Origin of the sequence: Pseudidiomarina aestuarii (assembly GCF_003987355.1) — a bacterium.
In the GTDB taxonomy this organism is placed as follows: Bacteria; Pseudomonadota; Gammaproteobacteria; order Enterobacterales; family Alteromonadaceae; genus Pseudidiomarina; species Pseudidiomarina aestuarii.
In genome coordinates, this window is sequence record NZ_PIPR01000001.1 from 1,697,483 (window position 1) to 1,720,653 (window position 23,171).

Below are 23,171 nucleotides of genomic sequence, written 5' to 3' on the forward strand. Positions count from 1 at the left end.
TTAGTTAGGCTTGGATTTGCTGCCTTAGGTAATCGTCGTAGGTGCCGGAGAAGTCGCGCATACCTTGGTCGGTCAGCTCGATAATACGAGTGGCAACGGACGACACAAACTCGCGGTCATGGCTGACAAACAAGATAGTGCCGTCGTAGTTTTCGAGCGCAAGGTTAAGTGCCTCAATAGATTCCATGTCCAAATGGTTGGTTGGCTCATCCATAATCAGCACGTTCGGCCGTTGCATAATCAGCTTACCGAAGATCATGCGACCTTTCTCGCCACCAGATAAAATGGTGACTGGCTTTTTGATGTCGTCTTGTGAAAACAACATGCGCCCAAGCACACCACGAATGGCTTGCTCGTCATGATGCGGCTGCTTCCATTGGCTCATCCAGTCAAACACGCTGATTTTGTCTTTAAACCAATCCGCATGATCCTGTGCGTAGTAGCCAATATTCACATTCTCCGACCATTTAATGACACCACCATTGGGTACATATTGCCCCATCAGACACTTCAATAAGGTCGATTTACCAATACCATTGGTACCCAAAATGGCGACTTTCTCACCGACTTCGATCATCGCGCTGATATTTTTGAGTACTTGGTTGTCATCAAAGGACTTATTCACCTTTTCCATTTCTAGAGCTAAACGATAGAGCTTCTTTTCTTGCTCAAAGCGAATAAATGGACTGACCCGACTTGACGCTTTGACTTCCGCTAATTGAATTTTTTCAATTTGGCGGGCACGCGAAGTGGCCTGTTTAGCCTTTGATGCGTTAGCCGAGAAACGACTCACGAACTGCTGCAGTTCGGCAATCTTCTCTTTCTTTTTTGTATTCTCATTAAGCAACTGTTCGCGCGCTTGAGTAGCCGCAAACATGTATTGATCATAGTTCCCCGGATACACGCGCAGTTCGCCGTAATCAATGTCAGCCATATGCGTACACACGCTATTCAGAAAGTGGCGATCGTGCGAAATGATAATCATCGTGGCTTGGCTTTCGTTGAGAGTGTCTTCGAGCCAACGAATGGTATTGATATCCAAGTTGTTGGTCGGTTCATCGAGCAGCATGATGTCAGGCTCTGAAAACAACACCTGTGCCAGCAAGACGCGCAACTTGAGGCCAGGCGCAATTTCACTCATTAAGCCGTAATGTGCCTCGACCGGAATACCCACGCCCAGCAATAACTCGCCAGCGCGGGATTCTGCGGTGTAGCCATCCATTTCGGCAAACTCGACTTCGAGATCAGCCACGCGCATGCCGTCGTCTTCGCTCATGTCCGTCAAGCCATAAATACGGTCACGTTCCGACTTCACTTGCCATAATTCCTCATGGCCCATGATCACCGTGTCCACCACACTAAATTGTTCATATGCAAACTGGTCCTGGCGTAATTTACCGACGCGCATGTTGGGCTCTATGGAAACATTGCCGGCAGACGGCTCCAATTCACCACTTAAAATACGCATAAATGTGGATTTCCCACAGCCGTTTGCGCCAATTAAGCCGTAGCGATTGCCACTGCCAAATTTCACAGAAATGTTTTCAAAAAGAGGTTTAGCACCAAATTGCATGGTGATGTTTGCAGCAGAAATCACGTTAGAGCACCCGAACAAAAATTAGGCGCGTAATCTACGTGTTTCGGCGGCAAAACACAAAGGAAGTTTGTTGTAACTTAGGGTTTATTTAGAGAATGAATCGAAACTTGGTTTCGACCTTTATTTTTGGCTTCGTACAAAGCGTTATCTGCAAGCCGCAATAACTCTTCTTTTTTCGTGGCATGATCGGGGAATGAGGCAATACCTAGCGAGATCGTCACACGGCCCAAAGATTTTCCGCCATAACTAAGATCTAACGTTTCAATTCGGCGCCGCAACTCTTCTGCACGAGCACTTGCAACTTCAGTGCTTGCTTCGGGCAGAATAATGACAAACTCCTCACCGCCGAAGCGACAGACAACGTCACCAGGGCGAGCAATGTTAACCATCTGAGTTGCCAGTTCTTCGAGCACTCGGTCACCGGCCTCGTGGCCAAAGGTGTCGTTGAATCGTTTGAAATGGTCAACGTCTGCCGTAATAACCGATAACGGTAATCGAGCTCGAGAGGCACGCTGCATCTCACGTTCGAGCGTCTCTTCCAGATAGCGACGATTATATAACCCAGTCAGTGGGTCGCGCACTGATTCACTGCGCAATTTCTCAGTCAGGCGAATATTACTTAACGCCAAAGACAAACGTTCTGCAACCGTTTTAGCGAGAGCAAAGCTATGCTCGTCAAGTTCTTCATGTGCTTCGGAAACTCCAGCTAAAACGATCGTACCAAGCACTTCATCGCGCGTGATCAATGGAATACAGATGGAGTACTTCAAGGCATCAGATTGCGTGTGCGCACAGAAAATCTCGGCACTGTCTTTAGATGCTCGGTAGGTGCGACCCAATCGCAATGCTCGGCAACTCTCAGGGTGAAAGCGTTCGGTTGGATCTTGGTCATAACCCCAACTGGTTGCCAGCTCGACATAGTCGCGGGATGCGGCCATTAGATACAACGCACCGGCGCTGGGTGGCAGTAATTTTGACAATGCCCGCGCAGTCGCAACATAAGCCTCATCTTCATTATTTGAAGAGACCAGCATGGCTTGAAAACCGGCTAGGACAACCCCCTCACGCTGAGTCATTTCTAATTTTTCGGCCATCCGATTAAAATCGTTGGCTAGAATACCAAGCTCATCTGAACGTGCTTCCGTAACTCGAGCGGACAAATCCCCGCTTTCTAAGCGCCGCGCAGTTACCTGCAGCTTAGCAATACTAGAGATAACCCCTAGTTGCATAAACAAAAGGAGCGCCAACCCTATACCTACTCCCACTACGGGTAAATACATTGATAACCACTCCAGCAACCGCATGCGTTCTTCAACTTCAGCGTTGACTTGCGCGTACAACACGTTTTTCTCGGCTAGAGATGCCTGAATAATGTCGCGCATCTCATCGACCAGCGCTTTGCCGTGCCCTGATGCAACGAGTGCAACGCTAACGCCTTCAGCGGTGCGGTAATCTAAAGTGATTTCCCGCCACATTGCCTCTAATTGCCGCACTCGGGCGCTAATATTATTTACTAAACTCGACGGTAGATTGGTCGCCACTAAGTCGTTTATGTCCTGTTCAAGTTGCTCACTTGAGGTAATTATGGTGCCCCAAGTTGAACGAACTTCCTTACTGGATGATTTTGCAATAAGACTTTGTAATGCAGATTGGTATTGCTGATGTTCGTACTCTACAGCGTCTAACATTCCGCCCGCCAATAGAAAATCTTCAAGCCGATTCAAATGATAAAATGCTTGAAAGGTGTAATCGTATTTATCACGTGGAAATTCTGATCGGGCAGAAACGGCGGGTTCAGCAACTTCGTCTAACCATTGCTGAAATAGATTCTCGATTCTTTTTAATTCGCTGGCTTCCTCAGTTGAATCTGCTACATCGTTCCACTCGTTAGTGAATCTTAAAAACTGGATCTGCGCTTCTCGATAGGGCTCTAGGAATTCCTCATTGCCCGTTATCACAAAACCACGTTCACCGGTTTCCGCATTGATAATTGTCTTCAGAACACCATTGCGAATCGCTATTTCTTGCATCAACAATTCAGATCGATCAGAGAGTTTGCGGACACTTTCCATGTTGACAGATACAATCCAAGAGAGTCCTGCGACAATGACAATCGGCACCACAAAGCCCGCAAGAACTTGCGCTCGCAAAGAAATATGCTGCCAAAATGAATACGAGCGTTTATGTGTCAATTGATTCTATTCAGCGATTGATTCCATAACATTTGTTTAAGATAGCGTATGGAGCCCGAACGTGCAAAGCCACGGCAATGGATTTCCTAATCGACTTGCTTGCGACCAATCAATGCGCGGCCCATCGAACCCCACGTGGGCTCCTTGCCGTACATCGTAATGCCCAAGCTGAATAGCCGTACTGCTGCCGAGCGGATGAAATAGACTGTCAGCAGCAAGACACCGAAGCTTCCTAACCATTCCCACCAAGCAACGCCGCCATCGGCGACTCGAATCGGCATGACCGCGAATGAAGTCAGCGGGAACCAACTTAAAATTTGTGCGAGCAGACCTTGAGGACTATCCATTACGCCAAAACCAGCTCCGACAAATAGGGCCGGTAACAACATCATGGCGCTACGTCCAGAATGATTCGGATCGTCGATAGTTGCCGCAAATCCAGCCATCATGGCATTAATCATACCCAAGCCAAATACGGCAAAAAGCAACGTGACGATAATTAACTCAGCGCCAAATGCTGGATAGGTCATCTCATCACCGCTGGCTACGCTCATCACTAAAACTACAAGTACAATCAAGATGAGAATGGTGGCCATGCTTTTCAGGCAGTGCAGAGTAACCCCTAAGATCTTTCCGTCCATCCACTGACTTGGCGTGATTAACGTCAATAATTGCTCTGTAACTCGCTGTTGTTTCTCTTGAGTAATTGCGGTCATCATTAAGCCAAAACTGCCAAATACAGCGACCATAATACTGACTAAAATCATGGTCGGAAGGGCCTTGGTTGCAGAACTCCGCTCGTCTTCCTCATTTTGCAGAGTAATGGCAAATGATGGTGGATTATTTAACACCTGAATTTGTTCTGCAGTGAGCTCTAAATCGCCGAGCTTTCGTTGTTGCAAGTAGCCTTGAATGGATGCTTCAACTCGAGATTGCCAACCTGCATTACTTTTCACCACAAGATCAGAACGATAACCGGTAGTCGCATCATCAACAATGCGCAAAACTCCGGAGAACTCATCGCCAATACCTGTCAGAGCTTGTTCGCGGTCATCGACAAATTGCCACTCAATATTCGGTAAGGTTGGTAGTTCGAAAGGTGCAACAACGGCGACAGTATGGGTTTCTTCAAGCGCTGTTTTAAGATGGCCCCACCCCATAGAAACTCCGAAGAGCACGCCCATAAGAACCAACGAAAACAACTCTTGTTTCCATTTGAAAAACCGGCGGAACTCGAAGCCACCAATGCGAATAACTTGTTGCCAACGAGTCATGATTGCACCGCCTGAAGATAAAGTTCATGAAGATTTTGCTGTTGCCGACTGAATTGATTCACTGCGCCTATGTTTTGGAGTTGCTCAAGCAGACCGGCTCCTTGGCTATGTTCACTACAAACAATTTCAAATTCACGCGCACTGAGGCTTTTACAGGCTGTAACGCCGCTAAGTTGAGACAACTGCTCGGAATCCACAGTGTCTGCAAATTCGACAAACAGAACAGATTTTTGCTGTAACTGCTCACGAACATCCGCAAGACTGCCTTGTGCTATCACTTGGCCTTTATTCATCAGCACGAGCTTGTCCGCCATGCGCTCAACTAACGCCATTTGATGTGCGCTAAGTATGACAGTACAACCGCGCTGACGTAGTTCCTCGAGAACGGTAAGGACAAACTCTTGGTTGACTGGATCTAGTCCTGAGAATGGTTCATCAAGCACGACTAATTGCGGCGAATGGAGCAAAGTGGCAATCAATTGTACTTTCTGTTGATTACCCTTCGAGAGCTGACGCATCGGCTCCTTTGCACGATCAGTTAAGAAAAATCGGGCCAGCCACTGCTCGATACTTTGTCCAGCCTCTTGTTTCGGCATCCCGCGTAAATTGGCGATATAACGTAAGTTGTCGATGAGGGTTCTATCTTGATAGAGACCGCGGTCTTCGGGTAGGTAACCGAACGCAGCTGTGTCCAGTTGACTCGCAGCTGCTTGGTCATTGTAGAAATACTGGATAGTGCCACTATCGGGGCGAGTAAGCCCTACCATCATGCGTACTAGAGACGATTTACCAGCACCATTGGGACCCAACAATGCCAAAATCTCTCCACCTGTCGAGGTCAAACTGACGCCATCAACCGCTCTTACGGTCGCATAATCCTTCACGACCTGCTGTACTTCAATCCGCATACTTGTTCCCTAGTCAAAGGCTATTTGCAAAGTAGCTCTTACCTTACCTTAGATTTGTGCGCACATAGCAAGAATCACAGCAGCGAATCTGTATTGAAATGTTTCATTCAGTGAGTACTTAAGCACATAAAAAAGCCGAGCAATATGCTCGGCTTTCTAGAGTAACTAATGGTTTTATTTACTTACCTTTGCCTTTTGCTTTCGCAGGCTTACCACAACTACTTTGACCAGCTGCGCTGACCATTGCTGAACCTTCAGCTTCAGTCAACAAGCCGCTGTTCACAGCGTCGTTTTGCGCATGAGCAACACAGCTCACGTACTCACCGTGGTTTTTCCATGCGGTATCTTCCGCAGGGCCTGCACAATCACATGCAGCAGCTACATTCTGCGCACCTGAACAACCGAATTGGTCAACGCTTGCACCAGCAGCAGTGTCTGAACACTGATCACCAGAATCATTTACGCCGTCACCGTCAGCATCAGCATTCGGGAAGTCGCTATCGTCGTTCGGGTTCGTACCAGCGTCAACTTCTTCACCGTCCAAGAAACCATCACCATCTGAATCTGGGTTGGTTGGATCGGTTTCAGTCAACACTTCTTCAGCATCCGTGAGACCATCGTTGTCGGTATCTTCGAATACAACATTAACGTTGGTCTCCAGACGGAACATACCACCGGCTAAACCACCACCATCAAAGATGAGGAAGTCGAGGGTATGGTCGCCATCAAGAGTGACTGGATACGATGATGCGGTACTGGTTAAACCTTGATAACCAACCAATTGGCCGTCAACGTAAATCCATGAGCAGTTGTCCGCGAGCAAGTTCAAAACGAACTGTCCATTGCCCGATACTTCCGTTGAATAGCGCGTCCAGTTATGACCGCTAGGTCCACGTGAATTTAAGTCGCTCCACGCATTAATCCACGAAGCGCTGAGACCAGCTCCAGGCTGCCATGGATGCGCATTCAAGCCAAAATCGAAACTTGGATGTGGGTTTTGCCAGTTGCTGTCTAACGTCACATCTGGATTAATTTTACAGGCTTGGGTTGGCCAGTCAGCATAAGCAACAGCAGGTAAAATTTCATCATATGCCGTGACGGAGGAGTTACTTGTATAAACTAATGTTTCTGCATGAGCAGTGGATAAGCAGGCGCTAACAGCAAGAGCGACCGAGAGCATTTTTGTTGTTTTTAACATGGTCTTGCCTTGATTAATAAGTTGTCGAAGGAGTGATTATTCTGATTCTCAGTGTCTGCATTCCATGCAAGTCACATCCATAAACAACTTTCAGCACTTCAACCAGTTACCACTCGTTGTAACTAAATGTTTCAGCTACGTGGGCAAAGTTATAGCCCGATTCTAGACAACTAACAAATGTCGTTTATTATACGTAATTGTTGATTTTTTTCACCGACATTTAACAAGTGCCCAATTAACTTTGCGGTTCGGACTTGTGACCAGTAAACTCTTGCTACAACCAATCAAGCAACAAATCGAGAAGTATTATGGCCGCTTTTGGTAGCGTGTTTATGCCGCAAATGGCGCTGAGCACTTTTGATGGTGAAGGCTGGAGTAACATTACCCATGTTGCTGCGGATCAATTGAGTCTACATCCTGGTGCCCATGTATTGCACTACGCAAGTACCTGTTTTGAAGGGCTAAAAGCCTTTCGGCACGAGGATGGTAGCGTCCATATTTTTCGGATGGACGCGAACATCAAACGTCTATCGCAGAGCAGTCGCTTGCTGTCGTTACCGAGTTTTTCGGCAGACATGCTTGAAACTATGATCACGGGAATTGTTCGCCACTATGCGAATGAGGTTCCCGTACCTCCCGGTTCGATGTACATTCGGCCAACGCATATCGGTACCGAACCGGCTATCGGCAAAGCTGCGTCACCCAGTAAAACATCCATGTTGTATATATTATTGTCCCCCGTAGGTGATTATTTTAGTGGCGGTGCTCGCCCTCTGCGCTTATTGCTCGAAGAGAATGGAAGTCGCTGTGCGCCACATATGGGGATGGTAAAAAGTGGTGGTAATTATGCCAGTGCCTTGCAGCCTATTTTACAAGCACGAGCTGCGGTTAACGCTGATCAAGTGTTGTTTTGTCCGGGTGGCGACGTGCAAGAAACTGGCGCTGCGAACTTCCTGCTGATTGATGGCGATGAGATCATAACCAAAGCACTCGATACCAGCTTCCTGCACGGTATCACCCGAGATTCCCTGCTGACGCTCGCGAGAGATATGGGCATGAAGGTTAGCGAACGCGAACTCAGTGTGGACGAATTATTAGAGCGTGTTCAAAAGCCGACAACCGAAGCGGCCCTATCGGGCACCGCAGCAGTCATGACTCCAGTCGGAACACTGATCCATAACGGCACAGAGCATCGAGTTGGAAGCGGCACTGAGACGCCTACTATCACCAAGTTACGTGGAGCTTTGAACGCTATTCAATGGGGCAAGGCAGCAGATACACACGGCTGGCTCACCAAGGTTTAATTATTCGCGCTCAAGCAAGCTTGTAGGTGCTGCGCCCAGAATTCCGGGGAATGCTGGAGCGCACTTCTACCGAGGCTAATTTCGCAAATACTAATACCCTTGTCGTAGACTCGGGGCAGCGACAAGACGACGATGCCGTGTTGCTCTGCGTACTGTGTCACGGCTTCAATAAGCTCGTTCTGATCGCGAGCGATGTGAAGGTGAAACATGGCAGCTTGAGGTGTCGTTGGGTTCACTGTTACACCTTCAATCATAGCGAACAAAGGTGCGAGCTGTTTGGCATAACGAGCCGCCTCTGTCACACTTTCCAAGTTTTCTGCCAAGCCATGTTGAGCCGCAAGAACATAAGGATACATCGATATCAGATTGCCACCGGCGCGGCGATTCCAGACACGCGCTGCTGCGATAAAATCCTCCTCGCCCGCTAATATAGCGCCAGCAATACCACCGATATCTTTATAAAAACTGACATAAACCGAATCGGCTAATGCACTGATTTCAGCCAAACTGCGTTGATAGAAGTTCGGGCACTGCCACAATCTTGCGCCGTCAAAATGCACAGCGACATTCCGCTCCTTCGCCCAATCTACTTGTTTATTTAAGTCGTCCCAGCTGGGTAGCTGTCCACCAATTTCACGCATTGGTAATTCTAAAACGATTGCTGCTAGCTCATCACCCGACAGCCGCGCGAAGTCTCCATATTCTAAAACCTTATCCGGCTGCCCTAGCATCTTCCCAGACAATCCCCACAGCTTTTGATAGCCGTCTTGCTCATGCAGAACCAGATGAGAGGTCGGGTGCAAACCTACAACAGACTTACCGAACTGCTCACTATGAATTTTTAGCGCCAGCGGCTGTGCTAAGGTCCCACTGGGCAGGAATAATGCCGCCGGTTTACCGAGTAAGTCAGCAACTTCTCGCTCAAAGGTTTCAATCAGTTCGCCAGAGCCATACACATCCGCATGCTGGCCCTCAGCTCGCTTAGCCAGTTTTTGCAAGGTAGTGCCAATAGACTCAGCTGGGTGTCTGAGAATAGAGTGTTCAGCTTCTCTTACAGCACTTGTATAGGCAATACGCAGCACATCAGTTATCGCTTTTTCATTCATGGTGAGTTCCGATATGTCACATTAATAGGGCTAGATATTCGTGTAATTGCAGACAGCGCTTTGCAGGCGTGCGTTCAGTTCTTGGCACACTTGCCGGGCCCGCATGGTTTCACCGGTTCGGATCAAAACATTCACTAAACCCAGCGAAGCCTTTTCATGCAATGGCTCGATGACCAACGCCTGGCGGTACCAAGTTTCAGCTTCCAAATACCTGTTTTGTTCGAAGTGAATGTCACCGAGCATCCTCGCAACCGCCGCATACCAAGGCCGAATTTGAACCGTATTTTCTTCGTAACGCTCGCCCATCGCAGCAAATGCGCTCGAATACATTTCGAGCGCTGACTGAGAGTCACCTTCTTCTTCGTACAACTCACCCAGATTCAGCAACACCTGCCAAGCGCTGGGGTCATTCACTAGAGCGCTATGATAGACCTGTATGGCTTCTTCATAATTACCCTGCGCGGACAAAACAAAACCTAAAGCCTTTAATGCGACTGGGTTTTGTGGTTCTAAAGCAACGGCCTTATCGGCAAAGCTTTGAGCGCGCGCCAATACAGCTCTCGCATTGTTCGAATCGAGCTGTCCTGAGGCGACTCGGTCGGTGAGCGTAATCGGTTCATCAACGTCGCCCGTTATTTCCGTTGAGTAACGGATAGCCCGCTGCACTAGTGCGTTAGCCATACCTGCATAAGCCTCTGCAGTTTTCGGCTTCGCCTCTATTATTTGCTCGTACAGCACAATGGCACGCTCGTTATCGGCTAACCGCATTTGATGATAGTAATCGTCAGCGCGCTCGAGTAACAGATTGGACTCAGTATCGATATTTATATTTGTTTGCATATAAAAATATATGGCTGCAGCCAAAATTACCGTCGACACCACTGCTATCGTTCCGAAACGGCTTCTGCTCGAGTTCTTAGACTCTAATTTGGCTAGCTTTGAGCTCTCAACAACGATTTCAGAAACTTGCGCTATCAATCGATATCCGCGTTTAGGTATAGTTTCGATGTAACGAGGTTGCTTAGCGTTATCACCTAAACTTGTTCGTAATCTCGAGATGGTACGCAACAGTGAATCATCGCTCGCGTAAGTCCCAGTCCAGACTGAAGTGATGAGGTCATCTTTACTCACAACCTCCCCATGGTGTGCGACCAAAACTCTCAACACATCACAACTACGAGGCTCTAACCGAACCTCTGCCGTCTCGACTGGCGCAGTTGATGTGGAGTCGCTAAACTCACAAAGACCAGAATTAAGATCCACGATCCATTCACCAATGCGGATTTTTTTGTTCGTTAATTCGTTCATCATCAATTAGTTATAAATTGTCAGCTTTTTGTCCGTTATTTCATGTGAGTTCGTCAGGACGACTACAGCACTCATGAATATCCTCTCATGCGTTACTTACTAAACTGGAGAGTATTTTATGATTCGTCTTATTTTTATTGGCTTGCTGTATTGCATATTGAGCATACTGCATACAGCCGCAGCTGACACGAAAAAGCCTCAAGAAAAATTATCAGTAGCGCAAGTGAAGGCAGATTTTGAGCAGTTATACCTGGGTCTTCAAGCTGGCAGCTATGACCTTTACGTAAATCATCCAAAACGCGCTTACGATCAAGATTATCAGCGGATGTTGGATTCTATTCAGGAGCCGATGACTTCACTCGAGGTACAGAAGCTATTTATGCGCTTTACCGCGTTGGCTGACATCGCTCACACTCGGATCGATTTTCCCGTTGATGATTATCGCGGTTTCATGACCAATGACGGGAAAACGCTGCCGCTGACGCTAACTATCACCGATACTTCTGTAGTTATTGATGATTACCTCGGTCAGCATGAAAACATTCAATCTGGTGACCACCTGATAGCGGTAGATGGTACCAACGTTCGCCAGTGGCTCGCGCAACTCGGAGCGTACATTGCCGCGGATGATCAGTTCATTTTAAATAGCTTACTCGGTGGGCAAGTGGGTGCGTATACCTGGTTACATGATGGCGAGCGAGACTCCTATTTACTGCGCGCTCGGTCTGCGCAAAGTGGAGAGGTTTACGAGGTACGTCAACCCACATTGGCCTATTCCCAGCAACAACCGGTCTCGAATGCAGAGGCCGATGCTGCTTCACTACCACGCGACTATGACATCATTGATTCAGCAATTGGCTATTTGAAGCCAGGACCGTTCTACAATGTTTTCGCAGAGTCCGATAAGGAAATATGGGATACCGAAGAGTACGTTAGATTTATCGATGAGGCCTACCAGCACTTTTTAGCCGAAGGTGTCGATACGATCTTAATCGATGTTCGCAATAACCCAGGTGGCACGAATAGTTTTAGTGACCCTATGATTGCTTGGTTTGCAGATCGTCCATTCAAATTCGCATCTGATTTCCGAGTCAAGGTGTCAGAACTAGCCAAACGCGCAAATCAAGCACGACTGGAGAATGAGAACACTGATAATACGATTAGCCATAAACTCGCAAAGTTTTATGCGGCCCATGAACCCGGCGAGATTATCTCGTTTCCGCTGGAAGAAGCTCAGCCCAATCCATCCAACCGAAGCATATTAGGGCATGACATAGACGTTTATATCGCTATTGATCGCTCCTCATATAGCAATGCGGTCTCGGTCGCTGCCATCGCACAAGATTATGGCTTCGCCACTGTGATTGGAGAAACGACGGCCGATTTCGCAACCACTTATGCGTCTATGGAGTCTTTTCGATTAGACCATAGCGGTATCAGCGTTGGCTTTCCTAAAGCGCATATTATTCGTCCAAATGGCGACTTAAAAGCTGGTGGCGTTGTACCGGACATCGAACTCGAGCTTAACCAAGACCACGACGGCGACTTAGCTAAAATTGTGGCTGCGATAAAGGCTTATAACCAACCCTTTTGATGGGCAATCCGTGCAGCTTCGGTGCGGTTGCTGGCATGCAATTTACTGATAGCCTCAGACAGATAATTACGCGCAGTACCCTCGGCGATAAATAACGCTTTGGCAATCGCCTGGGTACTGAGTCCTTGACCCGCCAAGCGCAGTGCTTTGCGTTCTTTATCGGTTAGCGGATCCTGCTGGCCAAGCGCTTGGATTAACAATTCATTGCTGATCACCTGCTCACCGGCACACACTTGTTGCAATGAACTGATAAGTACATCGATCGGGGAGTCTTTCAGAAGAAACCCACGTACCCCAGCATCTAAAGCGCGCTTGATATAACCTGCTCGGTTGAAGGTGGTTATAATCACGGAACGCACGTTAGGTTGGTGCTCGTGCACCCATTGCACCAGTTCGAGGCCTGTTATGTTGGGCATTTCGATATCGCTCAGCAATACATCGTAAGAATCGTTTTGGAGTTTACGTTGTGCATCTGCACCATCGACCGCTTCATCAACCTGATAATCCGCTTCTAATCGCAATAAGCTCGCCAGTGCTGTGCGAACCATGGTCTGATCTTCGGCAAGCAATATCTTCATGCGTTTGATTCCATCTGTTTCGGGATCATCAGGGCAACTTCATACCCTGTTTGCGTCGTAATCGAAACCTCACCACCGAGCTCCTGCATACGCAGTTTAACGCCGGTTAATCCGTTGCCATCCTGGATAGGATTGGCGTTGCCGTCGTCAGCAATAGACACTCGGTAGGTGTCTGCGGATTCATCGAACTGAATCACACAGCGTTCGCCGTGGCTATGTCGTATAACATTAGTCACCAATTCGGTTATGGCGAGTACTAGAGCCGTTTCACGCTGCGAATCCATGAGCGGTGGCGTGCCTGAAATAGTCGTGCTAAATCCCGCGTCCTGAAGCCGTTGTTCTAAGCGTCTCAGCTCCAGTTGCAAGCCACCATGTTTATATCCAGAGACACTCTGCCGTACTTGAGACAAACTGCTGCGCGCGATGTTACTAAGTTCAGCCAACTGCTTTTCAGCGTCAGCGTATTGCTGTTTGCCTAACTGCGCCTTGGCTAAATCCGATTTCAGAATAATGCTGGACAGTGTATGACCAAGGATATCGTGCAAATCGCGTGCAATTCGTTCGCGTTCGACACTTCTAGCAAGACGTTCGATTTCTACTGCACTCTTTTCTCTTTCCCGAGCGTGACGCTGCCGCAGTCGTTCAACACGGCCAAATATAGCTACGGTGATGACTATCACCGCGCCATAATGAAAAAAAAAATCCCAACTCGTTCCAGGGACAAATTGGAACCATGCCAAAGTTGCTACAACGCCAGCAACACAGGCTAAGGCAATTGGCCATCGATACGCAAAACCGACAAAGAAACCGACATAACTGAATAATGCCACCGACCCTGGATTCAGCGGTGTCATTGCACAACCAATAGCAAACATACCAAGTATCGGTAATGCCATGCGGTCCGTCGGCAGTGAGAAGCAATAAAAGTAGATCCCAATAAACACCAACATTGCCGCCAACATGACGACAACTTCGGTTATTGAGTAGGGAAAGAGCACAATGGGAAGGATATAGAACCCTAAGTTAAAAAGGTAGATCCATGCGTGCTTTTGATCGTTAGAGGGCGATTCTGACATATCGCTATCTCATCCCATACTGGCCTAATCATGACGCCATTATGAGCACAACAAGCCAGACAAACCAGTGACAAATGTAACTCGATATTCATGACAAACGCTACTGCAGCTATTGCAACGTGACGCCTAGACTGAAGCCCATACATCAACACTGCAAGGATACCAATTATGAGTCAACTCAGTTTAAAAGTTCAAGGACTCAGCAAAAGTTACGATTCAAACCAAGCGCTGCATTGCCTGAATTTGGATGCATATGCTGGTGAAGTGCTGGCGGTGCTCGGCAAAAATGGCGCAGGTAAGACGACTTTCATTCATAGCGTGCTCGGCTTGCAGAGCTATAAAGCAGATGTTGTCGAGATACTCGGCGAACGAATGTCCGGGCAATCACGTTCGCTCGATATTCGACAGCGCGTAGGAGTCATGATGCAAGTTGGAGCACTGAACGCCAACTTAACCGTCTATGAACAGTTGGATTTGTTCTGCAGCTACTACCCTCATGGCGAACAGGTTGCGGACTTGCTCGAACAATTTGGCCTGACAAAAATCGCCAAACAACGATTCGGTAAACTCTCAGGTGGGCAACGCCAACAGGTGCTGTTCGCTATCGCCGTTGCGGGTAAGCCAGAGTTACTATTTCTCGATGAGCCCACAGTAGGGATGGATGTTGAGGCCCGCCATGCGCTCTGGGAGCAAATTCAGCAACGTCGCCAACTTGGCTGCGCCATTGTCTTCACGACTCACTACATTGAAGAAGCCGAACGACTTGCTGATCGAGTCGCTATTTTGCGTGAGGGTGAGATTGTTGCCTACGGAACGTTGGCGGAGGTCATCGCCGGACACCCATCGCTTGAGGCGGCATACTTACACCACATTAAACAGGTCCCATCTCAGGAGCCAGCCCATGCGTAACGCAACTGCTATATACCTCAAAGAAAGTCATTATGATTTGGTCAGTTTATGGCGTACGCCAGGCTTTTTCCTGCCGGCGATATTGTTTCCAGTCGTGTTCTATATTTTTTTCGGTATTGTTTTTAATTTCAGCGCGGCCCAAGGCGAATACATGCTGGTTTCCTATGCTTGCTTTGGCATGATGGGTCCAGCCTTCTTTAACTATGCCACTGCCGTTGCCAGTGACCGCGCCCATGGTTGGTTGACACTCAAACGGGTTTCACCCATGCCATTAGGCGCATACGTTGCCTCAAAATTTTATAGCAGCCAAGTGTTTGCATTGTGTATTGCACTGCTATTGTTCGTTACCGGTGCTCTATTTGCAGATGTCGAAATGCACCTATGGCAATGGGGAACGTTGTCAGTCATTCTTTTGCTCGGCACTTTACCGTTCGCGCTCATTGGCTTGCTGATGGGGCTGTGTTTGTCCGACAAAGCAGCACCGGCGATGGTGAATCTAATCTATTTACCCATGGCGTTTCTATCTGGTTTGTGGGTACCCATTCAGTTTTTGCCCGACACGGTGCGCTATATTGCCTTTGCATTACCCTCTTACCACTACTCACAACTTGCGCATGCGGTTATAGGTACTAGCCAAGGGCAAAGCCTTTGGCTTCATATTGCCTATCTGGTGCTATTCTGTGTCGCCATGTTTGGTGTGATTTACTGGCGCTATCAAAAGCTTTCTCGATAGGATGAACACAATGAAAACGAAACTCATCATTCTTGCTGTCATCACGTTGATTGTCGCCACGTTACTGCTGCTACCGACGCCCCAACAACCTAATGCGAGCAACGACAATAGCTTTGTATTGGGTCCAGTACGAATTTTTGATGGCGAACGAGTTATTGAAGCAAACTATATTGAAATCAACGAAGGCATCATTGTCGCGCTACACAGCAACAAGCCCGACCTTTCGCTGCGTTGGGTTGATGGCGCCAATCAATGGGTTATACCGGGCCTGATCGACTCACATGTGCATGCTTGGGGTGATGCCCTGGAGCAATCGGTCGAACGGGGCGTGACCACCGTTATTGATATGTTTGGTGACCCAAACTTCTTGGCGCAAAGCCAGGCTCAGCGAGCAACAACCGAATTTACCACAGCTGCGGATATGTATGGTGCGGGTTTACTGATGACCGCGCCCGATGGTCACGGCACTCAATACGGCATTGATGTATCGACCCTAGATTCGCCTGAGCAAGCTGCTCAGCTGGTTCAACAACGTATTGATGCGGGCTCGGACTTCATCAAAATTGTCTACACGGCTGAGGGTGCTGGTTACCAACATGCGCCTTCTATTTCTAAAGCTGGTTTGGAAGCTGCAATTGCTGCTGCTCACCAGCAGAAACGATTAGCCGTGGTTCACATTGCCGATTATAACTCCGCGGTTGATGCGGTGGCGGCAGGTGCAGACGGACTGGTGCATAGTTTCTTTAACCAACCGATAACCGACGAACTACTAACGATGATGCAGGCAAACGATGTCTTTGTGATTCCAACCACTGTGGTTTATGAGGGCATGTTGCGTGGTGAGATTAATGACGAAGTTCTTTTTAACGAATCCCAACTGGATATTAGCCGAGCGGCTCAATCAACACTCAACCAATCGTTCCCAGATACCAATCGATTTCCTGAGCACTACTATGAGAATTTAATGGAGACGACGCAACGCATGCATGACGCTGGCGTCCGAGTTCTAGCTGGCAGCGACGCACCTAATCCGAACACGGCACATGGTTGGTCACTGGTAGTCGAGATGCTGCTTTTACAGCAAGCAGGTATGTCCGCTGAAGCAGTGCTTACTGCAGCGACAGCTGGTCCTGCGGATGCATTCAAATTGACCGACCGCGGCCGCATTCAGGTAGGAAACAAAGCTGATTTGCTGGTGCTCACCGAGTCACCACTCGACAGCCTAGAATCGTTGCTCACACCCGCAATGATTTGGAAGAATGGCTACCGCATTCGTTAACTCAAATGTACCTTTTTTAGCTCGCTGGGGCGCTGACATCCGGTGCCCCAGCAGGCGATCTGCAACTCAAACTTCAATTGCTCAATGGTGTTGATGCATTCAGTAGTCGAAACTCGTGCCGAATTTAGTATGAGCCCGGCGATACCGGTAAGATTGGCGCCTAGAGCCAAAGCTTTAGCGATATCCAAACCGTGACGAATACCACCCGAGGCAATGATAGGTAGATTGATAGATTGATAGTCGCGATGCCGCAACAGCTCAGCGGTCGTATGGCCCCACTCCCTAAATACTTGAGCCGCATGCTGACGGCGTGGGTCCTGTGCCAAGGCCCCTTCGATATCAATGAAGCTGGTGCCACCGCTGCCAGCAATATCGATGGCCGCGGCACCAGCTTGCTGGCACAGCTTTGCGACGCTTGGTGTGATTCCCATACCGACTTCTTTCACAATGACTGGTATGTCACACTTGGCAATGCAGGCGGCTAAACAATCCAAGCTTCCCGACCAATCTGTATCACCATGGTCTTGAAAGATTTCCTGCATCGGATTCAGGTGAATGATCATGGCATCTGCTTGAATGCTCTCAGCAAGCTGATTGAGGCAGTTTGGTTGGCGCCATTTGATGAGATTGGCCAAGCCGACGTTACCAAATAATGGTGCTGAACCAATCCACTTTCTCAACTCTCGCTGCAACCCTTCATCGCTGACACCCTCGAGACTGATTCGCTGCGATCCAACGCCCATCGCAATGCCACACTCACGACTAGCTTCAGCGAGGTTACGGTTGATCGCGATGGATTCACGAGTACCTCCAGTCATTGAGCTGATCATAATAGGGGCCGCCAGCTGAAAGCCTAAAAACGAGGTGCTGAGGTCAATATCGGTGAAGTTTATTGTTGGTAATGCGCAGTGTTGCAACTGTATCGAGTCAAAGGTCGACTGACTGCTCTGCTGTGCTGCGGCTAAATCAATGTGTGACTTTTTTCTATCCATACTGCGCCTCACTTGGCTGAGCCATAATCACGCTCCAGCAATATCATGTGTGGCATCGTCAACGCCGCTAAACCAATAAAAACCAGAGCAAGAGCCGATTGGCTCCAGTCAAATGTGAGCTGAGTTCCTATTAAGATCGCCGCAACAACAGGCGCAACGGTTAAGCCAAGGAGCACCCAAATAGCATACTTTCGATGCTCAGCCTCAAGCCTTCGCCATTGATTGCGGAGGTGTGTTGGGCTGTGTGAAAACGCGAAAAACAATGCGAAGTAGATCAGTGGATGAAAAATGAATGCGCCACTACTAAATATCAGTAGCCACGCTATCCATTTCATATTTGCTCTTAGGTTTCGACCGACAGAGTAAAGTCTTTGGAACAAGCCCAGCAGCGCTAATCCACTCAACAGCAACACCAACCCGTTTGCTCCAGCCTCGGTTAAGAATAATTGCTGAAACACCCATTCCACGTCTTGTGGATGAAACAACATCGGCAAACCAAGAATAATAGTTCCGGTACCGGTTGCTTGCAGTGCGTTGCGTGGGAAATAGTCACGACCAAAATGCAGTGCTGAGACCAACAGAAACAGCGCTAAACCAACAACGGGTGACAGCCACCACAACGCTATAGTCAGTCCGCCCACGGCAAGATACTGACTCACCCACCAACCCAATTGCTTGGGTGTTTGCCAAAGTCCATGCCGCCGTGCAATGAAAATATCAAACGCACCATGCGGTAAACCAGCAATCACAGCGGCGACTAAAGCGATGACAACGAATGGTGATAACTCAACCATACAACGTCCTCATAAAGGTCCGTTTCGGCACTGCCATCATGACCTTGAACAAGTCGACCGCTGAGGGCTCCGACATAAACGACGCAAATTCATCACCGGTCAGTTTCTCCGCCATCGCCATGAAAATGGTTGGGAGTTGGTCGGGATCTCGCTCAATCACGCTGAGCATCCGCTCATCAAACCAACGCAACCCAGCAGAAAAAGAAGAAAATTGTGGTGCTCGATCCATAAATATATTGAGCGCGGTTTGACGTGCCCAACGCTTCGTCTCTAAATATCCATACCCCGTTGCACTGCGAATTTGTTGCGACGCCAGCCGATCATTGGGGCGCACCTTGAGTCCCATCGGGATAGTGGCAGATTCTTGCCGCAATGGCGGTTCAGAAACGCCAAGTTCACTAAGGCGATCACTTAGTATTTGGGATAGCTCGTCATGGGTTGCTGGCGATACCGCAAACTGAGTCACTTCAACTAACGCACGTCGCTTGTCCAAAGGGAGGATATAGTCAAAGGTAAAGCGATTATCGAGCAGTCGCATGTTGGTCATCAGTTGCGCTTGGCTCGGGTTAATATCCTCGCCCAATTCAACTTCAGCACCAACAAAGCGTTGTTGAATCCAGATGTCCGATGTTGCACAGGGCCGCGTATCTACGACAACATCACCATGGAGGTCCATCGCATCAGCATCAGCACCCAGCACTAATTCAACGGCTGGATGGCTTGTGATTTGTTCGAGTAATTCAGCGAAAACGTCGGCTCCGGCGAGGCGGTAATAGCGATATGCATTTCCCTGTTGCTGAACTTGAATAGGCGTGTTGTGGCGCCCGAATGTCCAAGATACATACTCAGTGTAGGGCAAACCAACCGCTGGCTGCTTCGCGAAGAAACTGAAGGTTTGTTCATTTGCATACTGTTCGCGGCGCTCAATGATTACTATTCGACCTGGCAGACGTTTGCCTCTCGCCGAATAAACATTCATAAGCTCAACACACAATGATAACCCGGCTAATCCACCACCGATGATAGTTAGCCATGTTGACGGTACCGAGCTAGCCATCGAGTATAGTCCTCAACGTCTGTTCTGGTTTACCAACACTGGGACTGTCACGATAGTTCCACAAGCTGGGACTGGTCATAAATTTTGCAATTGAAACCACAGCAAGCTTCATTTTTTGAGGCTTTGATAACACCATACGAGATTGCCAATTCTGAGCTTGTTCTTTGCGAATGGCGCGACCAATACCTCCATAAATATAGCTGGCTGCCAAAATTGCCAAGCGCGATCTTAGTGGCAAGAGCGCAATACCGTGCCGCGCGGTTTGGTAACGCTCTTCAGACAGCGCAATGAGACGCAGAATTGCGCCGCGAATTTGTGGTCCCGCAGCAGCTGAAGGTTGCAGAATGTCCTCAAGGCTAATGTCGCCGAGCCATACTTTCGGCACATAGATACGCCCGCGTTCGGCGTCTTCATAAACATCGCGCGCGATATTAGTCATTTGCATGGCTACTCCCATGTCAATAGCATGGCTAATCGCTCGCGGATCATCGCAGCGAAGCGCTTGACACATCATTTCGCCAACCGTCCCCGCTACACAATAGCAATAGTCTTCCAGCTCCGACTGATCATGAACCGCCACTTCACCAATGTCATAAGCCATGCCGCGCAAAAAGGCATGCATAGTTGCAGTATCTATCTCCAAATAGCTTTGTCGATTATCTAGTGGAGTATCAAGTCCCGCTAAAATTGCTCGCAAGTTTCCCGCCGCAGTCTCACTATCTGCAGCCTCGTCTATTTGATCATCAATATCACGTAGATAGGCATACAATGCTGTGGCGCGCTTGAAATCCTCTTTGCCCAAAAACCAACCCGCCAAATAGAAGCTTTTACCATTGGCTTTCAGGGTGGAACTTTGGTCAGCGGGCTCAATTGCGATGCGCATTAGACCTCCGTGGCAGCCTCGGGAAGCAACCGGTCAACGACTTTCGCCGAACTCAACACGCCAGGCATACCAGCGCCGGGATGCGTTCCCGCACCCGCTAGCAATAAATTACTGAAGTACTCCGAGCGATTGTGGAAACGGAACCAGGCGGATTGCGTGAACTTAGGGGCAATAGAGAAGCCTGCGCCATCAACACTGAGGTAATCAGTCTGAAAATCCTCAGGGGTCATCGCAAAGATAGTTTCAATGTTGTCTTCTAAATCAGGCAGTAAGGTTTCACTCAATGCACGAATAATTTTCGCTCTGAGTTTTGGCTCTTCAACTTGCCAGTCAATGTTGCCTCGCAAATTTGGTACCGGTGCCAGCACATAAAAGCTGTCGCAGCCCTCTGGAGCGAATGATGTATCGGTAGCAGTTGGGCGATGCAAATAAAGAGAAAAGTCCTGCGGCAAATCACGCTCAGCAAATATTTCCTTTAACAACTCTTGGTAGCGCTTCCCGAGCCAGATGGTGTGGTGCTCAACGTCTGAATATTGCTTCTTGGTACCAAAAAATAGCACATAAAGACCCATCGACCGCTTACTATGCTCGACTTTCAATTTTACTTGCGTACTGCCATAGCTTTCGGGCAATAAATGCTTATACAAGAACAAGGGATCGCCGTTGAAAATAAAGTAATCTGCAGCGATATTGTCGGCATTTGCTGTGATCACACTGTCGAGTTGGCGCCCAGACTGTTTGAAACCAATCACTTCTGCCTCTGTGATCACCTCAATACCCTCTTCGACCATGAGTTTGGTGAGTGCCACAACGATGGCTCCAGTACCACCCATCGCGAAGTGAATACCAAATTCACGCTCAAGATAGTGAATCAAACCGTAGATACTGGTGGTATCAAATGGATTACCACCTACTAATAAGGGTTGAATGGAGAACGCTTGGCGCAATTTGTCATTCCGCAAATAACGACTGACCATTTGCCAAACGGTTCGATCCGAACGCAATCGAGCGAGATGTGGAATTTGCTTGAGCATGGTCCAAAAAGAATGAAAAGGCTGGTCGGCTAGGTCTTCAAAACCTACTTTATATATTTTGCGGCTGTGTTCGATCAGTTTTAAGTAGTTCTCTTGATCGCTCGGTTCAAATTTAGCAATTTCCGCAAGCGTATCCTCGACGGTACCACCATAGTTAAAACGCGTTCCGTCTTCACTAAAATAGAATTGATACCAAGGATTCAGCGGTACGAATTCCACGTAGTCCGAACGTTTTTTACCAAACAATTCGAACAACTCGTCAAATAGAAAGGGCGCTGTAATAACTGTCGGCCCTGCATCAAAGGTATACCCATCGCTTTTGAAGACGCGGGCGCGGCCACCTAGCTGGTCATTTTTTTCTAATAGAGTGACTGTATGCCCTTTTGCTCTGGCTCTTAAAGCAGCAGCAATACCGCCAAACCCGCCTCCAATGACGACAGTACGCATTAAGTTACGGCCTCTAATTTAGGTCGCTTTGCCATAACCGCATCGCGAATGAACTTAAAGCTCATTTGCACGGACTCGGGCAAACGCTGGACCATGGAATCCGCATTATTCAAATGGTCTGATACGGCGAAATGCAAAGCTTGCGATGTGTCATCACTGTTGTTCTCAGCCAGAACCCAGTAGCCGTTGAGCCGACGGTTCCGATCAAAGTGGCGATCATTTAAATCATCGAGTAGTTGATACGCGACACCGAATTCAGCAAATGCTTTTCTCACCTGCTGAATCTGATTCGCTTTGTAATTACTCAAAATCATGGCGGCCAGAACAGGTAACCCGAACAACGCTCCAGACTTATTCTTCACTGATAAGCAGTAATCTTGATAAGTGCGATTCGCCAATTCAGTCGTATCACAATCCTCTATCTGACCTTCAGCGGCCGCTTGAATGGAATCTTTAAATAATTGCGCAATGGCACGATGGTGCTCTGTGGAGTCAACTGGAATGCACTGCGCTTGGAACATGGCCTCAACAATGAGAGCATCACCCAAACACACAGCAGTCTCACTGCCATATTCTCGCCATACCGTTGGCTTCCCATTTCGAGAGGGATCAGAATCCATTAAATCATCGTGTACCAAGGAAGCTTGATGCACGAGTTCGCAAGCAGTTGCAATTTGTACGGCTTGCACTTCGGATAAACAGAGAGACAAACTAATATGTAGAGCAAGTTTCATTCGCAGGCGTTTGCCGCGTGCCGACAGCTGATGCCTCCACGCCGAAGACAACGATGCCCTGTCAGCGCTAATGCAGCCTTGTAGTATCTTCTCGCACGACTCAACCAAACGATTTACTGTTGTTTCTACAACCGGTGCTAGGCTCGTCATAAAGCCTCCGTTAGTCGACCTGAT

Annotated in this window: 19 protein-coding genes and 2 pseudogenes; 5 read left to right on the plus strand and 16 right to left on the minus strand. The window is 48.3% G+C overall.

Annotated features, from left to right (window positions below):
* Positions 1-4: 4 nt before the first annotated feature.
* The 5 genes from CWE22_RS07755 to CWE22_RS12090 form a co-directional block, all read right to left on the minus strand.
* A complete protein-coding gene (locus CWE22_RS07755) occupies positions 5-1,597 on the minus strand; it encodes an ABC-F family ATPase (RefSeq protein ID WP_169930751.1) in 1,593 nt (530 codons plus the stop codon).
* 77 nt (positions 1,598-1,674) lie between these two features.
* The gene (locus CWE22_RS07760) at positions 1,675-3,789 is read right to left on the minus strand and encodes a diguanylate cyclase (protein ID WP_169930752.1); all 2,115 of its coding nucleotides are present in this window, start codon (positions 3,787-3,789) and stop codon (positions 1,675-1,677) included.
* 86 nt (positions 3,790-3,875) lie between these two features.
* The gene (locus CWE22_RS07765) at positions 3,876-5,063 is read right to left on the minus strand and encodes an ABC transporter permease (protein ID WP_169930753.1); all 1,188 of its coding nucleotides are present in this window, start codon (positions 5,061-5,063) and stop codon (positions 3,876-3,878) included.
* Positions 5,060-5,971, minus strand: a complete 912-nt coding sequence (locus CWE22_RS07770; protein WP_169930754.1) for an ABC transporter ATP-binding protein — start codon at positions 5,969-5,971, stop codon at positions 5,060-5,062. The genes CWE22_RS07765 and CWE22_RS07770 overlap by 4 nt, the downstream gene beginning before the upstream one ends.
* A gap of 178 nt (positions 5,972-6,149) precedes the next feature.
* Positions 6,150-7,169, minus strand: coding sequence for a hypothetical protein (locus tag CWE22_RS12090; protein WP_211618636.1), 1,020 nt, complete (start codon positions 7,167-7,169; stop codon positions 6,150-6,152).
* A gap of 293 nt (positions 7,170-7,462) precedes the next feature.
* Between CWE22_RS12090 and CWE22_RS07780 the strand changes: the two are divergent.
* Positions 7,463-8,473: pseudogene (locus CWE22_RS07780) on the plus strand (branched-chain amino acid aminotransferase); the annotation flags it as partial.
* On the opposite strand, the gene CWE22_RS07785 reads toward CWE22_RS07780, so the two are convergent.
* The 3 genes and pseudogenes from CWE22_RS07785 to CWE22_RS12185 form a co-directional block, all read right to left on the minus strand.
* Positions 8,470-9,579 carry a threonine aldolase family protein gene (locus tag CWE22_RS07785; RefSeq protein WP_169930756.1) on the minus strand — a complete coding sequence of 370 codons (1,110 nt, stop codon included), beginning with the start codon at positions 9,577-9,579 and terminating at the stop codon, positions 8,470-8,472. The pseudogene CWE22_RS07780 and the gene CWE22_RS07785 overlap by 4 nt on opposite strands.
* A gap of 30 nt (positions 9,580-9,609) precedes the next feature.
* Positions 9,610-10,419 carry a tetratricopeptide repeat protein gene (locus tag CWE22_RS07790; RefSeq protein WP_244595981.1) on the minus strand — a complete coding sequence of 270 codons (810 nt, stop codon included), beginning with the start codon at positions 10,417-10,419 and terminating at the stop codon, positions 9,610-9,612.
* A gap of 147 nt (positions 10,420-10,566) precedes the next feature.
* A pseudogene (locus CWE22_RS12185) lies at positions 10,567-10,890 on the minus strand (winged helix-turn-helix domain-containing protein); the annotation flags it as partial.
* Between the two features lie 115 nt (positions 10,891-11,005).
* On the opposite strand from CWE22_RS12185, the gene CWE22_RS07795 reads away from it, so the two are divergent.
* On the plus strand, positions 11,006-12,481 hold the full coding sequence (locus CWE22_RS07795; protein ID WP_169930758.1) for a S41 family peptidase: 1,476 nt from the start codon (positions 11,006-11,008) through the stop codon (positions 12,479-12,481).
* Here CWE22_RS07795 and CWE22_RS07800 read toward each other — a convergent pair.
* Positions 12,463-13,059 carry a response regulator transcription factor gene (locus CWE22_RS07800; protein ID WP_169930759.1) on the minus strand — a complete coding sequence of 199 codons (597 nt, stop codon included), beginning with the start codon at positions 13,057-13,059 and terminating at the stop codon, positions 12,463-12,465. The genes CWE22_RS07795 and CWE22_RS07800 overlap by 19 nt on opposite strands.
* Positions 13,056-14,135: a sensor histidine kinase gene (locus CWE22_RS07805; RefSeq protein WP_169930760.1), complete on the minus strand. Its 1,080-nt coding sequence runs from the start codon at positions 14,133-14,135 to the stop codon at positions 13,056-13,058. Before CWE22_RS07805 ends, CWE22_RS07800 begins: the two co-directional genes overlap by 4 nt.
* Positions 14,136-14,303: 168 nt before the next feature.
* Between CWE22_RS07805 and CWE22_RS07810 the strand changes: the two genes are divergently transcribed.
* Genes CWE22_RS07810 through CWE22_RS07820 form a run of 3 tightly spaced genes read left to right on the plus strand, consistent with a single transcriptional unit; the run spans position 14,304 to position 17,056 of the window.
* Positions 14,304-15,044, plus strand: a complete 741-nt coding sequence (locus tag CWE22_RS07810; RefSeq protein ID WP_169930761.1) for an ABC transporter ATP-binding protein — start codon at positions 14,304-14,306, stop codon at positions 15,042-15,044.
* Complete coding sequence (locus CWE22_RS07815; protein ID WP_169930762.1) at positions 15,037-15,777, plus strand: ABC transporter permease; 741 nt, start codon at positions 15,037-15,039, stop codon at positions 15,775-15,777. The genes CWE22_RS07810 and CWE22_RS07815 overlap by 8 nt, the downstream gene beginning before the upstream one ends.
* Before the next feature lie 10 nt (positions 15,778-15,787).
* Complete coding sequence (locus tag CWE22_RS07820) at positions 15,788-17,056, plus strand: amidohydrolase family protein (RefSeq protein WP_169930763.1); 1,269 nt, start codon at positions 15,788-15,790, stop codon at positions 17,054-17,056.
* Here the strand turns inward: CWE22_RS07820 and fni are convergent.
* From fni to CWE22_RS07850, 6 genes are read right to left on the minus strand one after another with little or no spacing between them, the layout of a single operon-like run.
* Complete coding sequence (fni, locus tag CWE22_RS07825) at positions 17,053-18,048, minus strand: type 2 isopentenyl-diphosphate Delta-isomerase (protein ID WP_169930764.1); 996 nt, start codon at positions 18,046-18,048, stop codon at positions 17,053-17,055. The genes CWE22_RS07820 and fni overlap by 4 nt on opposite strands.
* Positions 18,049-18,056: 8 nt before the next feature.
* On the minus strand, positions 18,057-18,842 hold the full coding sequence (locus CWE22_RS07830) for a Brp/Blh family beta-carotene 15,15'-dioxygenase (protein ID WP_169930765.1): 786 nt from the start codon (positions 18,840-18,842) through the stop codon (positions 18,057-18,059).
* Positions 18,835-19,899, minus strand: a complete 1,065-nt coding sequence (locus tag CWE22_RS07835; protein ID WP_169930766.1) for a lycopene cyclase family protein — start codon at positions 19,897-19,899, stop codon at positions 18,835-18,837. The genes CWE22_RS07830 and CWE22_RS07835 overlap by 8 nt, the downstream gene beginning before the upstream one ends.
* Entirely contained in the window at positions 19,892-20,782 is an 891-nt protein-coding gene (locus CWE22_RS07840) for a phytoene/squalene synthase family protein (RefSeq protein WP_169930767.1), read from the minus strand. Before CWE22_RS07840 ends, CWE22_RS07835 begins: the two co-directional genes overlap by 8 nt.
* Positions 20,782-22,263 (minus strand): phytoene desaturase family protein, encoded by a 1,482-nt coding sequence (crtI, locus tag CWE22_RS07845; protein ID WP_169930768.1) that lies wholly within the window; start codon positions 22,261-22,263, stop codon positions 20,782-20,784. The genes CWE22_RS07840 and crtI overlap by 1 nt, the downstream gene beginning before the upstream one ends.
* Entirely contained in the window at positions 22,263-23,147 is an 885-nt protein-coding gene (locus tag CWE22_RS07850; RefSeq protein WP_169930769.1) for a polyprenyl synthetase family protein, read from the minus strand. The genes crtI and CWE22_RS07850 overlap by 1 nt, the downstream gene beginning before the upstream one ends.
* Positions 23,148-23,171 lie beyond the last annotated feature (24 nt).

What these genes read in the sequence shown, in the direction of transcription:
- CWE22_RS07795 (WP_169930758.1), top strand. Translation starts at nt 11,006, where the DNA reads ATGATTCGTCTTATTTTTATTGGCTTGCTGTATTGCATATTGAGCATA.
- CWE22_RS07820 (WP_169930763.1), top strand. Translation starts at nt 15,788, where the DNA reads ATGAAAACGAAACTCATCATTCTTGCTGTCATCACGTTGATTGTCGCC.
- CWE22_RS07765 (WP_169930753.1), bottom strand. Translation starts at nt 5,063, where the DNA reads ATGACTCGTTGGCAACAAGTTATTCGCATTGGTGGCTTCGAGTTCCGC.
- CWE22_RS07770 (WP_169930754.1), bottom strand. Translation starts at nt 5,971, where the DNA reads ATGCGGATTGAAGTACAGCAGGTCGTGAAGGATTATGCGACCGTAAGA.
- CWE22_RS07785 (WP_169930756.1), bottom strand. Translation starts at nt 9,579, where the DNA reads ATGAATGAAAAAGCGATAACTGATGTGCTGCGTATTGCCTATACAAGT.
- CWE22_RS07835 (WP_169930766.1), bottom strand. Translation starts at nt 19,899, where the DNA reads ATGGCTAGCTCGGTACCGTCAACATGGCTAACTATCATCGGTGGTGGA.
- CWE22_RS07840 (WP_169930767.1), bottom strand. Translation starts at nt 20,782, where the DNA reads ATGCGCATCGCAATTGAGCCCGCTGACCAAAGTTCCACCCTGAAAGCC.
- CWE22_RS07850 (WP_169930769.1), bottom strand. Translation starts at nt 23,147, where the DNA reads ATGACGAGCCTAGCACCGGTTGTAGAAACAACAGTAAATCGTTTGGTT.
- CWE22_RS07810 (WP_169930761.1), top strand. Translation starts at nt 14,304, where the DNA reads ATGAGTCAACTCAGTTTAAAAGTTCAAGGACTCAGCAAAAGTTACGAT.
- CWE22_RS07805 (WP_169930760.1), bottom strand. Translation starts at nt 14,135, where the DNA reads ATGTCAGAATCGCCCTCTAACGATCAAAAGCACGCATGGATCTACCTT.
- CWE22_RS07830 (WP_169930765.1), bottom strand. Translation starts at nt 18,842, where the DNA reads ATGGTTGAGTTATCACCATTCGTTGTCATCGCTTTAGTCGCCGCTGTG.
- fni (WP_169930764.1), bottom strand. Translation starts at nt 18,048, where the DNA reads ATGGATAGAAAAAAGTCACACATTGATTTAGCCGCAGCACAGCAGAGC.
- crtI (WP_169930768.1), bottom strand. Translation starts at nt 22,263, where the DNA reads ATGCGTACTGTCGTCATTGGAGGCGGGTTTGGCGGTATTGCTGCTGCT.
- CWE22_RS07800 (WP_169930759.1), bottom strand. Translation starts at nt 13,059, where the DNA reads ATGAAGATATTGCTTGCCGAAGATCAGACCATGGTTCGCACAGCACTG.
- CWE22_RS12090 (WP_211618636.1), bottom strand. Translation starts at nt 7,169, where the DNA reads ATGTTAAAAACAACAAAAATGCTCTCGGTCGCTCTTGCTGTTAGCGCC.
- CWE22_RS07815 (WP_169930762.1), top strand. Translation starts at nt 15,037, where the DNA reads ATGCGTAACGCAACTGCTATATACCTCAAAGAAAGTCATTATGATTTG.
- CWE22_RS07790 (WP_244595981.1), bottom strand. Translation starts at nt 10,419, where the DNA reads ATGCAAACAAATATAAATATCGATACTGAGTCCAATCTGTTACTCGAG.